Annotated in this window: 13 protein-coding genes; 10 read left to right on the forward strand and 3 right to left on the reverse strand. The window is 41.3% G+C overall.

Annotated elements, in window-relative coordinates; genetic code table 11:
• Positions 1-12 precede the first annotated feature (12 nt).
• The 10 genes from NYE65_RS23580 (at position 13) to NYE65_RS23625 (ending at position 11559) form a co-directional block, all read left to right on the forward strand.
• The gene (locus tag NYE65_RS23580) at positions 13-1194 is read left to right on the forward strand and encodes a thiolase family protein (protein ID WP_340861852.1); all 1182 of its coding nucleotides are present in this window, start codon (positions 13-15) and stop codon (positions 1192-1194) included.
• Positions 1195-1264: 70 nt separating this feature from the next.
• A complete protein-coding gene (locus NYE65_RS23585) occupies positions 1265-2539 on the forward strand; it encodes an Nramp family divalent metal transporter (protein WP_222619746.1) in 1275 nt (424 codons plus the stop codon).
• A 646-nt stretch (positions 2540-3185) separates the two neighbouring features.
• The gene (locus NYE65_RS23590) at positions 3186-4268 is read left to right on the forward strand and encodes a LuxE/PaaK family acyltransferase (protein ID WP_328110540.1); all 1083 of its coding nucleotides are present in this window, start codon (positions 3186-3188) and stop codon (positions 4266-4268) included.
• On the forward strand, positions 4265-5716 hold the full coding sequence (locus tag NYE65_RS23595; protein ID WP_340861853.1) for an acyl-CoA reductase: 1452 nt from the start codon (positions 4265-4267) through the stop codon (positions 5714-5716). The genes NYE65_RS23590 and NYE65_RS23595 overlap by 4 nt, the downstream gene beginning before the upstream one ends.
• 11 nt (positions 5717-5727) lie before the next feature.
• Positions 5728-6474, forward strand: coding sequence for an ABC transporter ATP-binding protein (locus tag NYE65_RS23600; protein ID WP_340861854.1), 747 nt, complete (start codon positions 5728-5730; stop codon positions 6472-6474).
• Positions 6471-7229, forward strand: a complete 759-nt coding sequence (locus NYE65_RS23605; RefSeq protein ID WP_340861855.1) for an ABC transporter permease — start codon at positions 6471-6473, stop codon at positions 7227-7229. The genes NYE65_RS23600 and NYE65_RS23605 overlap by 4 nt, the downstream gene beginning before the upstream one ends.
• A complete protein-coding gene (locus NYE65_RS23610) occupies positions 7226-8257 on the forward strand; it encodes an ABC transporter substrate-binding protein (RefSeq protein WP_096338597.1) in 1032 nt (343 codons plus the stop codon). Before NYE65_RS23605 ends, NYE65_RS23610 begins: the two co-directional genes overlap by 4 nt.
• Positions 8254-9018 (forward strand): SDR family oxidoreductase, encoded by a 765-nt coding sequence (locus NYE65_RS23615; protein WP_096338596.1) that lies wholly within the window; start codon positions 8254-8256, stop codon positions 9016-9018. Before NYE65_RS23610 ends, NYE65_RS23615 begins: the two co-directional genes overlap by 4 nt.
• A gap of 733 nt (positions 9019-9751) precedes the next feature.
• Positions 9752-11179, forward strand: coding sequence for an alanine/glycine:cation symporter family protein (locus tag NYE65_RS23620; protein ID WP_340861856.1), 1428 nt, complete (start codon positions 9752-9754; stop codon positions 11177-11179).
• Positions 11180-11346: 167 nt separating this feature from the next.
• Complete coding sequence (locus tag NYE65_RS23625; RefSeq protein WP_096338594.1) at positions 11347-11559, forward strand: YozQ family protein; 213 nt, start codon at positions 11347-11349, stop codon at positions 11557-11559.
• 103 nt (positions 11560-11662) lie between these two features.
• Here the strand turns inward: NYE65_RS23625 and NYE65_RS23630 are convergent, their stop codons facing one another.
• Genes NYE65_RS23630 through NYE65_RS23640 form a run of 3 tightly spaced genes read right to left on the reverse strand, consistent with a single transcriptional unit; the run spans position 11663 to position 13601 of the window.
• A complete protein-coding gene (locus NYE65_RS23630; protein WP_340861857.1) occupies positions 11663-12508 on the reverse strand; it encodes an energy-coupling factor ABC transporter ATP-binding protein in 846 nt (281 codons plus the stop codon).
• Positions 12509-12526: 18 nt separating this feature from the next.
• Complete coding sequence (gene cbiQ / locus NYE65_RS23635; protein ID WP_034312519.1) at positions 12527-13303, reverse strand: cobalt ECF transporter T component CbiQ; 777 nt, start codon at positions 13301-13303, stop codon at positions 12527-12529.
• Positions 13290-13601, reverse strand: a complete 312-nt coding sequence (locus NYE65_RS23640) for an energy-coupling factor ABC transporter substrate-binding protein (RefSeq protein ID WP_034312516.1) — start codon at positions 13599-13601, stop codon at positions 13290-13292. The genes cbiQ and NYE65_RS23640 overlap by 14 nt, the downstream gene beginning before the upstream one ends.
• Position 13602: the final 1 nt, after the last annotated feature.

Genomic DNA, 13602 nt, shown 5'->3' on the forward strand with positions numbered 1-13602 from the left:
GGAGGTATTATAATGGATCATGAATTTGTAATTGTTAGCGCAAACCGTACAGCCATTGGTAGAGTTGGCGGACGATTAAAAGAGGTGCCGGCTGGAAATCTAGCTGCAACAACCATTAAAGATGCGATTGAGCGTGCTGGGCTAGAACCTGAGCAGATCAATGAAGTGATTTTTGGTGAGGTACGGCAGTCCACTGAATCATCTAATCTAGCACGTGTTGCTGCATTAAGAGCCGGTATTCCCCATGAGGCCTCTGCTTTCACAGTAAACCGACTATGTGCTTCAGGCATTCAGGCTGTTGTATCGGGGGTTCAGCACTTAGCATTTAATCCGGATGATATTGTTGTTGCCGGCGGAGCGGAAAATATGAGTAGAGCCCCCATTTATTTAAGAAATTCACGATATGGAGAAGGAAATCCTTACCTTGTTGATTCTAATCTTGAAAATGGCCAGCAGCCAATCGAAGTTTTTGGAAAAGACTTAGGTATGGGGGTTACAGCTGAAAACGTTGCGGAAAAATATAATATTTCCCGTAAGGATCAGGATGCATTTGCTTTGGAAAGCCAGAATCGGGCAAAATTAGCAATTGAGTCTGAATCCTTTAAATCGCAAATTGTTCCGATTGAAATAAAAACTAGAAAAAACACATCGATTTTCCAAATAGACGAGCACCCAAGAGACACAACCTTAGAAAAATTAACCCAATTGAAACCAGTCTTTAAAAAGGATGGAACTGTCACAGCGGGTAATGCCTGTGGTCGAAATGATGGAGCGAGTTCCTTAGTCTTAATGACTCGAGAAAAGGCTTCCAACATAGGTGTCAAACCCATTGCCAAAATCATTAACTGGTCTACAGCCGGTGTCGATCCACGATATATGGGAATCGGTCCCGTTCCCGCTATCGAAAAACTTTTGAAAAAAACTGGTCTGAAGGGTGAGGATATTGGGCTGTTTGAATTGAATGAGGCTTTCGCTTCGCAATCACTTGCCGTGATACGTGAAGCGAAGCTAGATCCGGATAAAATCAATGTCAATGGTGGGGCTATCGCATTAGGTCATCCATTAGGGGCAACTGGAGCGATAATCATAACGAAATTAATTCATGAAATGCAAAAACGACAAGAAAGATACGGGATAGCGACTCTATGTATTGGCGGAGGTCAGGGCATGGCTATTTTATTAGAATTAGCCTAAGACGATTCTAAATGAATGAACTACATTAAATAAATATATTTTGGACATTTACGATCTGAGGAGGCATTACATGGAGACAGAACTTAATAAGCCACAGCTCAAAATTCCACCAGCTACGATGGGGGAAAAATTAAGACAGGTTGGACCAGGTATAGTTGTCGCTGCCACAGGTGTGGGAACTGCCGATTTGATAACATCTATCGTTATTGGAACGTCTTTTGGAATGACCTTTGTATGGGCCATTATTGTCGGTGCAATTTTGAAATACTTTTTAAATGAAGGTGTAGGACGCTGGTATTTGGCAACTGGACAAACCATGATTGATGGCTGGCATTCATTAGGGAAATGGGCAACAGGTTATTTTGGTATCTACTCAGTCATTTGGGGATTTATCTATGGAGCAGCTGCAGCATCGACTTCAGCATTGGCCATGCACGCCATGTTTCCAATCATGCCGCTTTGGGCTTGGGCTATCGTCCATTCGATTCTAGGCTTCGGTCTCGTTTGGACAGGCCGTTATCTGCTGTTTGAACGTGTAATGACAGTTTTAATAGGTGTTATGTTTGTAACGATTATCGGTACAGCGATTCTTTTCCTACCTAGCTTAGGAGATTTCGCAATCGGATTCGTTCCTAGAGTTCCAGAAGGCTCATTCATTTTAATGCTAGGCTTGATTGGTGGAGTTGGTGGAACAATCACTATGGCTTCCTATGGTTATTGGTTAAGTGAAAAAAGCTGGAGTGGAAAAGGTTGGATTTCCATGATGAGAACAGATACCAAGGTTGCCTATACATTAACAGCTATTTTTACATTGGCTGCATTGATAATCGGTGCTCAATTTCTTGCGGGTACAGGTGTCAGCATCCGTGATGATCAAGGGCTTATCCAACTTGCCGAAATGCTTGGGGCGGAGTTTGGCACACCTATGCGTTGGTTATTCTTAATTGCATTTTGGTCTGCAGCTTTCTCTTCCTTACTTGGAGTTTGGAATGGGGTTCCGTATCTTTTTGCTGATTTTGTCAAAACGATACGCAAGAAAAAGGCTCCAGGAAAACAGGCTGTATCAGAAACGGAACCTGCTTATCGTGCCTATCTAACCTGGCTGACATTCCCTCCGATGATTTTGTTTTATTTCGGAAAACCCGTCGAGTTAATCATCATATATGGAGCTTTAGGGGCATTATTTATGCCATTCCTGGCGATCTCCCTGATTTTATTATTAAATTCGAAAAAGGTAGATAAAGAGTTTAGGAACAAAGCGGTTCCTAATTTGGTTTTAACGGCTTGTCTCATCATGTTCGTCTATTTAGGGGTTAACGAACTTATTGAAATTTTTACGAAATAATAGGTAAAGGCTGTGGGGAATCTTCTTCCTGATAGCCTTTATTTTTCCCTTTCGCTGGTCAGTCTCACTTTCATACGAAGTTTTTTTACCCCCAAATCTCTTTTTCGCTGCCCCGTAAAAAGCATATGTGCTTTACACCTTCACGGAAAAGCTGATGGTCATCGAAAATAATTATATTAAAGAAGGATTTCTAGCAAAGATATTCAATCCAAAAGTAGCTGTGTTTTTAAGTTTTTTACCCTAATTTATATCCAGCAGACAAGCACTTAGCTTTTACTTTAGAGTTTGGAATGGTATTTCTTTTATATGCCATTAATTAAAGAATTATATGCCTTCATGTAAAATGAAAAATTGAGAAAATCGATGGAGATGTTCTGTGTTCATTCCTTTAATGAAATATGGATCTATGATTTAGTGCATTTAACGGTAGTTTAAAATGGAGTTGCATTTTTTAGGCAGAAGGAATAGACTTGAATAAAATTTAATGTTACGGGAGTCTGTGGAATCAGGCTGAGAGTATGACTAACTGTTGTAGACCGTTTGAACCTGTTGGGTAATGCCAGCGTAGGGATTGTGACTAGAGGACCACTATGCACTTTGCTTACGCAAAGTGCTTTTTTATTTTCTATGAAAGGATGTATTCGAGATGAATCAACAGCAAGTCATAACCAATAATATTGTTCGCTATATGCAAAATGCATCAGACGAGGCATTCAATGAACAGGCCTTACAATTATTTTCTTATCAATACGATCATAATCTTCCCTACCGAACCTTTTGTTTTCAAAAAGGAAAGACACCAAGGGTAGTTAAGACATGGAGGGACATTCCGGCCGTTCCGATTAATGCTTTTAAAGAAGTCACGCTAAGCTCCATAGATCCCTCTGAAACAGAAGCGGTTTTTATGACGAGCGGAACTACAAAAGGAATTAAGGGCAAACATTATCATCCTACTTTGGAGGTGTTTGATAAGTCCATGATTTTAAATTTCAGGAAAAGATTTATGAAGGAAACGGAGAAAATACGCATGGGGATTCTTTTTCCAACCGAAATAGAAATGCCTAATTCTTCATTAGCTCGCTACTTGGGTCTTGGAATGCGTGAATTCGGTACGAAGGATAGCCACTATCTATTAAATGAAAGTGGAATTGATATGGACCGCTTGCTGGAGTACCTTGGGCATGCGGAAAAAACTGGGGAGCCTTATGCCCTTTTAGGCGCGAGTTTTAGTTTCGTACATATGATCGAAGAATTAGAACGAATGGGAAAGACCTTTAGTTTACCAAAGGGAAGTAAAATCCTTGATACGGGAGGATATAAAAATCAATCTAAGGAATTGGGTTTGGATGAATTCTATCATATGCTTTCAACTCACTTGGGTGTAGACCGGTCTGAATGCATAAATATGTATGGGATGACGGAGCTAAGCACGCAATTTTATGATGACGGTAACGAGACTGTTCCTCCTGTAAAATCGGGTCCGCATTGGATAAGGACTAGAGTGATCAATCCTTTAAGTGGGGAAGAGGTCCAAAAGGGCGAGCGTGGAGTACTTGTTCATTGTGATTTAGCTAATTTTAATTCGGTCACTACCATCCTAACAGAAGATTTAGGGGTCGAGGTGGATGGTGGTTTTCTTTTATTAGGAAGAGTGCAGGGAACAGAGGCAAAGGGTTGTTCCATAGCGGTGGATGAGTTTTTAAAAGCTGCAAAGGGCGTTTCGGAATGAACGAGATTGCAGGATATATACCGGATATAGGGGATGAAGATTTTACAAAAAGGGTTTTAGTATTTAAGAGAAAGAATGAAGAAGTGGAAGTGGAGATTCCCCTTCTTACGATAGAACAGATGAATAAGGTTATAGAAAAAGTTAAAAGGGCGAGTGTTGAGATATTAAAGGCATTTACGACGGTGGAAATCATGGACATTATTGACAAAGCGATTGATAGATTACTGGATCGTCGTTCACCGTACCGTCAAAAGGCTGAACAGCTCCTGCCGATTATTACAGGGTATGATGAGGAAATAGTTCGTCTTGGTCTTACTATTTATTTGAAAAAATTCCGTAAACATGAACTCCAACGCTTTGTTGTTGAAGATTTAGGAAATCCCCTGATGCTTGATGACTTTCAACCTCGAATCAAAGGCGGGTTCTCTAAGGCAGTAGGGCCAAATCTAATCACCCATATTTGGTCGGGGAATGTCCCAGGTCTTCCTTTGTGGAGCTTCATCTCCGCCTTGCTTACCAAGTCAGGAAACATTGGGAAGGTCTCAAGTGCAGAGCCTTTGTTTGCGGGCTTGTTTGCCCGTTTGTTAGTGGAAATTGAACCTAAATTAGCGGATTGTTTTGCCATTGTTTGGTGGAAAGGGGGCGATGAAGAGCGGGAAACATGCATATTGGAACAAAGTGACGTTGTAGTAGGGTACGGCGGCAATGCTTCGCTTCAGTCTCTTCAAAGCCGAACGCCAATAACCACCAGATTTTTGGCTTATGGCCATAAAATCAGTTTTGGGTTGATCTCTCGCTTTAGCCTGGATTCACAAAAAGCTTTTGAAACTGCACGTCAAGCGGCACTTGATGTCATCCGTTATGATCAGCAAGGCTGCTACTCTCCCCATATTTTTTATGTCCAACATGGCGGCAATGTTTCGCCAAAAGAATTTGCGAGATATCTTGCACATGAACTTGAAAACATGGAAAAAAGATATCCTCGGCGGATCCTTTCAATGGAAGAGTCTGCAGCACTGGCATCGTGGCGTCAAAGAGAAGAGATGAGTGTTTTTTATGATTCCCAAAAAGAGGTATTGGGAAATGTAGCACATGATTGGACCGTCGTATACGAAGAAAAGGGCATTTCTTTCACTCCAAGTAGTTTGAATCGAGTGATAAAAGTGATTGCCTTTGAAAAAATAGGGGACCTGATTCCTTCCATTGAGCCTCACCGTTCTTACCTCCAAACCGTTGGTATAGCTGCAAACCCAAGAGAACTTTTTCATTGGGCCGAGTTATTGGGGGGAATTGGTGTAACGAGGTTAACGGCTTTGGGCAGTATGACGTCTCCCGAAGCTGGATGGCATCATGATGGCCGCTTTAATTTACTAGATTTGATCAACATGGTAGATATAGAGTCCTCTGCTGTAGTGGACAGTGAAAGATTTGCCCCTTATGTTGATTAGGAGGTAGTGGAATGGGGTTTTTGACAGTTAATGATGTGACATACAGCTATCAGGGCAAAAGGTCAGTTATCAATCGTGTAAGCTGGGAAATAGAAAAAGGGGAGTTTCATTGTTTGCTAGGGAAGAGTGGGTGCGGGAAAACGACGTTATTAAAGCTGGCAGCAGGCTTACTGCAGGTGGATGCTGGAGTTATTTCCCTGAATGGGGACATTGTAATCAAGCCGTCTCCAGAAGCCGGATTTGTCTTTCAATCCCCAACCCTTTTAGAGTGGAAAACTGTAATGGATAACGTTCTGTTGCCCGTTTCCCTTAGGGGGAAAGTGACGGTAAAGGATAAAGAGTATGCGATGAAGTTATTGGACACTGTTGGGTTAGCAGACTATCTTCAAAGTTTCCCGGCACAATTATCAGGAGGTCAGCAGAGTCGTGTAGCCATTGCAAGGGCACTTGTTGAACAGCCGTCCATGATGTTCTTAGACGAACCATTTGCTGCATTGGACGCGATTACAAGAGAAGAATTACAGGACGACCTTTTAAAGATATGTAAACAGCAAAATACGACAGTCCTTTTTATAACACATGATATTTCAGAAGCTGTTTATCTCTCAGACAAGATAGCGGTAATGGATCAAGGAAGCATTGTCTATGATACAGCTGTCAATCTTGCAAAGCCGCGAACGGTAGAAATGAGGTACAGCTCGTATTTTAATGAACTTTGCCTCAAGATCCACCAGGTTATGGGGGGAGCACGGATATGAAACGATTTCCTATATACTCCGTAATCCTTTTAATGCTTTTGCTATTTTTATGGGATCTAGCAGCAAGGTCCATGTCGGAGCTAGTCCTGCCGACACCTATTGTGATTTTCCAAACTCTTTTTGAAGGCATAATCGGCGGATACTTTACTCCGCATATTATCCGAACCACATCAGAGGTGTTGCTGGGACTGTTTTTTGGAGGGGTAATCGGATTTGTGGCAGGCATTATTTTGGGCGAGGTGCCTTTTTTACGGAAGCTCTTATTTCCTTACATTATTGCCAGTCAAGCCGTTCCGAAGCTTGCTTTAGCCCCTCTTTTTATCCTTTGGTTTGGATTTGGAATGACCTCTAAAGTGGTGATTACGGCACTGATCTGTTTTTTTCCTATTTTGGAGAATACGGTGATGGCCATAAAGTATACGGATACGCAGAAGCTGGAACTGTTCAAAATGCTTGGTGCATCACGCTGGCAAACCTTGATCCATTTAAAGATACCTGCCGGGATGCCTGGGATTATAGCAGGGCTTCGAGTAGCGGTCGTTTTGGCAATTGTAGGTGCGGTTGTTGGAGAGTTTATCGGCGGAAGTGACGGATTAGGAGCGGTGATCATCGCTTCACAGGGAATGATGGATACACCATTGATGTTCGCGAGCTTGATATTGTTAACGGCCATGGGAATGGTTCTATATCAGGCAGTGCAACTTATGGAAAAGAAATGGGTCAAACGATTTATAAAGGAGACGGAGAAAAAATGAAATCAAAAATTATGCTAATGGGTTTATTATTTTTGATAGCAATAATTACAAGCGCTTGTGGAGCGAAGGAAGAGGCAACCAAGGAAGCAGGCTCAGAGAAAATACAGCAGGTCAGAGTAGCGAATTGGAGTAAGCCGATAACTGAGCAAACGAATTTATTGGTGGATGAGAAAAAACACTTTTTCAAGGATAAAGGATTGGACGTTTCGGTTATTCCAGGAGAAGGTGGCGGGGATGCCATTAAAAATATTGTTTCTGGACAAGCTGACATTGCGTTTACAGATCCCGGCTCTCTTTTCTTTGCATTAGACAAAGGGGAAAAGCTGAAAGTGATTTATAATATCTATCCCCAAAATGTGTTTAACATTGTATCGCTTAAAGACAAAAAAATAAATAAGCCACAGGATCTTAAAGGGAAAACAATTGGTGTATATAGTTTAACAAGCGGGACGCGTCAAAATTTATTGGTACTTTTGCATCAGGCTGGACTTTCGGAAAACGATGTAAAAATCGTGGAGACGGGATTGTTGAATTTTGCTCCTTTGATGCAGGGAAAGGTGGATGCAACAGCAGCAACGGATACTGGATTAGCCGTTGCTAAACAAAAAGGATTGGATGAAGTAAATGTCATGGAAGTAAAAGATTATTTGAATGTGCCTAGCGATGTATTTGTTGTCACAGAAAAGACGTATGATGAAAAGAAAGACGTTCTGAAAGAATTTTTGGAGGCTTATAGTAGCAGTGCACAGTGGATGATCAAAAATCCGGAGGAAGCCGCTAAACTAGCATCTGAATATGCCATTGATGGAAAAGATGAACAACAAAACTTGAAAATTATTAATTTGAGAAATATTTCGAGTGTATCCTCTGAGGGGACTGATAGTAAGGGGCTAGGGGTACTTGATACATCGGTTTTGCAAAAAGGGGCAGATGCGTATCTGCAATTAGGACTAATTGAAAATAGCATCGATATGAAAGAGGCAGTGCGTGACGATCTTCTTCCTAACAAAACGGAGGAGAAAAAATGAAAAAATTTCAGGGGAAAGTAGTACTGGTGACGGGAGCTAGCCGAGGAATTGGAGCTAGTATTGCCCGTGCCTTTGCGAGAGAAGGGGCACTGGTTATCATCAACTACCTGCAAAATCACGAGGCCGCTGAACAGGTTGCCGTGGATTGTACTAAACTGGGCGGTGAAGGATGGGCTATACAGGGTGATGTCACTTCTGAATCGTCCGTCAAACAGATGATCGAACAAGTTTTGGAAGCGGGGAAAATTGATGTTCTCGTGAATAATGCCTTCAAGTCTTACATTTTTGATGCTGACAATCGAAAAATGTCATGGGAGCTAACATGGGAAGATTATCAGGCGCAAATTGATGGGGCTTTACGCTCGACACATTATATGTGTCAGGCAGTCTTACCCATTATGAAAAAACAGAGCAATGGCAGCATCATCAATATGATCAGCAATTTAGTTCAAAGGCCGATTGTACCTTACCATGAATATACGACAGCAAAAAGTGGACTTATGGGGTACAGCCGTAATTTAGCTGCAGAGCTCGGGGCTTTTGGAATCAGGGTCAATTGTGTGGCTCCGGGGCTTGTCTATCCAACGGATACAAGCAAGGATACAAAAGAAGAGTTGAAGGACCTCATCATATCCCAAACTCCACTCCGCAGAATTGCAGCACCAGAAGATGTAGCAGGACCCGTGTTGTTCCTGGCATCAGATTGGAGTCAGTTTATGACAGGGCAAACTTTATTTGTAGATGGCGGGCTTGTGATGTGACAACAAGATAATCATTAAATCACTACTTGGTAAGTAAATATACATTTCATTTACTTCATTTATTTAACCAAATCTTCAAATATTATGCTGTCGTTGAGCAAGAGGGGGGAGATTATCTGTGAGCTTTCCTGATCTAGAGAATTGCTTTACAGATGGTGAGACAGTATCTCAGGCTGTATTAATGGCTGAGGATGTAAATGGTAAAATGCAGAGCTTATGAAGGAGATACATAATAGCTCCAAGTAAGGCAGATGTATTTAATGTTCTGAAGGAGGTAATTTATAGGGAGGCTGTTTAAGTCTCTCTTTTTGTTTGGAATTTGGGAGCTGAAATGCTCCTTTTTTTATAGTCTCTGCCTACTGATTTTACGAGAGGCACAGCAAAATCTTTTTTGTTTTTCAATTTAAATAGTACCCGCTTAGTATTTTATAATGATGGTGATAAAAATAGAAAATAACTTCCGTTGGGAATGAATGTTAAATGAAGGGAGGAAGTATGATTATTATCTAAAGGAAATAATACTGAAATATTATATTTTTCGATTGATTCCACCAATTCATGAATGAAAAATATTGTGTGTTAGGATATAATATATTATTGTATTGGAGATTCAGTGTGGGATTTCCTTTTTTTATGGGTTTTATTTGTTTATCTCCCCAATGAACCGGGAAATAAATTATGGTTGTATATGTTTTTATAATAATATTAAAGTTAAGTAGAGGGGTTTGGTTTAATGGAGATGTTAGAAAAATTTATTAGTGGGACAAATGATGTGTTATGGTCTTCCATATTGATCATTATGTTGGTTGGATTGGGCCTTTATTTTACTGTCCGCACGAAGTTTGTCCAATTCAGAATGGTAGGGGAAATGTTCAGGCTTTTGGGAGAAGGGGCTGCTGCGGATAAAAAAGGTGTAACATCCTTTCAGGCATTTTGCATAAGCACGGCATCGCGGGTAGGAACGGGTAACCTTGCAGGTGTTGCCATCGCGATCACGACGGGCGGACCTGGAGCCGTTTTCTGGATGTGGTTAATAGCATTGATCGGATCTGCTTCCGCATTCATTGAAAGTACACTTGCTCAAATCTATAAAGTCAAGGATGGGGATGCATTCCGCGGCGGTCCTGCTTATTATATGGAAAAGGCATTGAATGCCCGTTGGATGGGCATCACTTTCGCCGTGTTGATTTCGCTTACATTTGGATTGGCTTTCAACTCGGTACAAGCCAATACGATTACAAGCGCATTCAATGAATCGTTTGGGATTGAAAAGTGGGTTACGGCAATCATCTTGGCTATGGTCACGGCTGTCATCATTTTTGGCGGGATCAAAATGGTTGCAAAAGTCTCTGAAGTCATCGTTCCGATCATGGCAGGAGCCTATGTAATAGTGGCTTTGATTATCATCATCATGAACATTACCGAGTTACCTGGTGTTTTTGCTTTGATCTTTGAAAGTGCATTCGATGGAATAAAAGAAGTGGCTGGCGGAGTACTGGGAGCTGCCATGATGCAGGGAATCAAGCGCGGCCTATTTTCAAATGAAGCCGGGATGGGTAGTGCGCCAAATGCTGGTGCAACGGCTGATGTCAGTCATCCCGTCAAACAAGGGCTCATTCAGTCTCTAGGTGTTTTTGTCGATACGCTCATCATTTGCAGTTCGACAGCCTTCATCATTTTGTTTTCCGGTCTTTATACATCGAAGGAAACGGACGGTATCGTCCTTACCCAAAATGCCCTCGGAACGGCATTGGGATCTTGGGCAGGTATTTTCCTTGCCATTATCGTACTTTTATTCGCCTTTAGTTCCATTGTGGGCAACTATTATTATGGAGAGTCGAACATCGGCTTCATCAATGAAAATAAGGTTTGGCTGAATGTCTATCGTGTCGCAGTCGTAGGAATGGTGATATTCGGTTCGCTTGCCTCACTGGATTTTGTTTGGGGACTGGCTGACTTGCTTATGGCCCTTATGGCCATTATCAACCTGATTGCCATAGCATTACTAGGGAAAATTGCTTTTGCTGCACTGGCGGATTATCAAAAGCAAAAGAAAAGTGGGAAAAATCCAGTTTTCCATGTGAACAATATTAAAGGTTTGAAGAATGTGGAATGTTGGGGTGACCCATCCGATAATGTAGATGTGAAAAAGGAAGCCTAAGTACTCATTAAGCTTACAAGTAAGTCCTTGAAAGGGGATTTTACTTGTAAGCTTTTTTCGTCTTTTCCCTCCTTTTTTCATCATTATTGAATATTGCTTCGTTTTTTACACAAAATACCTTTGTCTTTAATACTGCAATGATAATTTAAAAACTAGGAGTGAAAAAAATGGATAGGAAGCAATCAAAAAATGAATCTTCAGAAGTTGCCGGGAGAATATATGATGTCAGCGATTATAAACGGGAAGATCCTTTATCTTCTGGACTGGCTCGAACCCACGAACAAGTCTCGGATACTTATGCGGAAGGCGAGATAAAGGCAGTCATTGATGATGTAAACGGAAGAGATATTGAGATTAAAAAAGAAAAGGAAGAAAAGTAATATTGAGGTTTTTGTTTTTGAACAAGGATTATCGCTGATATTTTAAAGATATATCGGGTCCCCTAGCTTCTGGAAAGATGAAACAGAAGTTAGGGGATCTTAATTAATAAATTTTTTCTGTTTCCAAGTTTTGAAGCAATTCTTCCTTCGTTCTTGGGAAAAGGTCCCTTTCTGCAAGATTCCTTGTTTGAAGAAGGGCTTGAAACATTTCAAAAACCCACGGTTTCTCCAGATGTGCCTGCAGCAAAACGTCTTCATCATGGAAAACGGAAACAGGGTCCCCTTGGTATATGACCTTGCCATCGTTCATGACAACGATTTCATCAGCCCATTGGTAAGCAAAATTAACATCATGAGTTGAGAGGATTATCGTTTTGTCAGGGTGGTGGATACTGTCCAGCAGATTCATGATCTGTCTTGAGAAATAAGGATCCAATCCAGCGGTAGGCTCGTCCAGGAGCCAGACATCGGGCTCCATGGCAAGTACCCCTGCGATGGCGACCCGTTTTTTTTGCCCAAGGCTCAAAAAATGGGTAGGTCTATCTTTTAGTTCGGTTACTTCCGTTTCAGCCATTGCCCAATTTACTTTCTCCTGCACTGTAATTCTATCCCATCCTAAATTCATTGGTCCAAACGATATATCCTGTTGTACATTAGCGGAAAAGAGCTGAGAGTCGGGATCTTGAAAAACGATACCGACTTGCTTTCGTAATGATAATAATGCTCTACGGTCATATTTCATTTTCTTGCCCTTAAATCTGATCTTTCCTGCAGTAGGTTGTAATAGACCATTTAAATGGAGGAATAAAGTCGATTTGCCAGCACCATTATTGCCTAATAATGCAATTTTTTTACCTTGTTGGATCGTTAACGAAAGTCCTTTTAAAGCGAAGGTTCCATCTGCGAATTGATGGGTGAGGCCTTCTATATGAAAAATATGCTCGTCCATTGTTGGGTTGCCTCCAATTTACAAATATCCATTAATAAGGATTAAGCTTCCTAGTATGACAATCGCAATCAGCCAATTGCGTGAGGAATAGGTGTAAGTATCCTCGATATAGGAAAGGTTCTCCTGATAGCCTCTTGCGTTCATGGCCATCGTCAACTGTCCAGAGCGCTGCAATACTCCTAAAAATAATGATGAAATTAGTAATCCGAGAGATCGAATGCCTTTCCTAAAGGAACCATACCCCAGCCGTGAAGCTTGTGATTGGTGAATGGCCAAAGCCGTATCTAAAAAAATAAAGATGAATCGATAGGTCAATTCTATTAAATCGACCAATAACGAAGGCACTTTAAGTTTTCGCAGCACGGATAGGATGACGGTAATGGGTGTAGTTAAGGTAAGGAAATATAAACAGCTGATGCTGCAGAATACGACAGTGATCAAATTGGCCACCGTACCAAAGCTGTCATCGCTGATGAATATTTGCCAATTCCCGATCTTCCAGGACCACCATATATTCGAAATCGAAGTGAATTTACTAGTGAAAGAAAAAAGGATGGTAATGGTTCCTGATAGTATAAAAAATCCTGGTAATAGAAGTAATTTAAGATAATAAGAAAGCGGGATTTTTGCCGCGAAAATGATTAAAGCACTCATCACCGTAAAAGTGATGAGCGAAACGGCCATATCCCTTACCGTTAACGAAAACAGCAAAAGAGAGAGTGCAAAAACCATCTTTTCCAACGGATGTACATCCTTTAGCCCATTGAAATAGGCATATTTATCAATGAGTAACATGCTTCGATTTTTCGGCCAATTCTTGTTTGGTTTGCTTATTCCTTTGTCTCATCACACCAATGAAGTATCCAATGAAACCGGCTCCGATTGCAGCTTGAAGCGCAAATAATAAGCTTTCGGTTTCTGCACCTGGCGGCTCCCAAATACTGTTGAACCATGGCTTGTATTCCGGATGGATCTTAGTGATGGCTTCCTCAGCTTCGCCGTCGGCACCGCCAAATTCCGTTCCTTGTTGGGTGATTAATGGTAAGGTTGCAAGAATGACAACCAGGAAAAGCAGCAGTAAACTTTTTTTCATT

This window comes from Peribacillus sp. FSL R5-0717 (genome assembly GCF_038002945.1).
Classification (GTDB): domain Bacteria; phylum Bacillota; class Bacilli; order Bacillales; family DSM-1321; genus Peribacillus; species Peribacillus frigoritolerans.

Bases quoted from the DNA above. Each gene is read 5' to 3' on its own strand.
- NYE65_RS23580 (WP_340861852.1), top strand. From the start codon at position 13: ATGGATCATGAATTTGTAATTGTTAGCGCAAACCGTACAGCCATTGGT.
- NYE65_RS23585 (WP_222619746.1), top strand. From the start codon at position 1,265: ATGGAGACAGAACTTAATAAGCCACAGCTCAAAATTCCACCAGCTACG.
- NYE65_RS23590 (WP_328110540.1), top strand. From the start codon at position 3,186: ATGAATCAACAGCAAGTCATAACCAATAATATTGTTCGCTATATGCAA.
- NYE65_RS23595 (WP_340861853.1), top strand. From the start codon at position 4,265: ATGAACGAGATTGCAGGATATATACCGGATATAGGGGATGAAGATTTT.
- NYE65_RS23600 (WP_340861854.1), top strand. From the start codon at position 5,728: ATGGGGTTTTTGACAGTTAATGATGTGACATACAGCTATCAGGGCAAA.
- NYE65_RS23605 (WP_340861855.1), top strand. From the start codon at position 6,471: ATGAAACGATTTCCTATATACTCCGTAATCCTTTTAATGCTTTTGCTA.
- NYE65_RS23610 (WP_096338597.1), top strand. From the start codon at position 7,226: ATGAAATCAAAAATTATGCTAATGGGTTTATTATTTTTGATAGCAATA.
- NYE65_RS23615 (WP_096338596.1), top strand. From the start codon at position 8,254: ATGAAAAAATTTCAGGGGAAAGTAGTACTGGTGACGGGAGCTAGCCGA.
- NYE65_RS23620 (WP_340861856.1), top strand. From the start codon at position 9,752: ATGGAGATGTTAGAAAAATTTATTAGTGGGACAAATGATGTGTTATGG.
- NYE65_RS23625 (WP_096338594.1), top strand. From the start codon at position 11,347: ATGGATAGGAAGCAATCAAAAAATGAATCTTCAGAAGTTGCCGGGAGA.
- NYE65_RS23630 (WP_340861857.1), bottom strand. From the start codon at position 12,508: ATGGACGAGCATATTTTTCATATAGAAGGCCTCACCCATCAATTCGCA.
- cbiQ (WP_034312519.1), bottom strand. From the start codon at position 13,303: ATGTTACTCATTGATAAATATGCCTATTTCAATGGGCTAAAGGATGTA.
- NYE65_RS23640 (WP_034312516.1), bottom strand. From the start codon at position 13,601: ATGAAAAAAAGTTTACTGCTGCTTTTCCTGGTTGTCATTCTTGCAACC.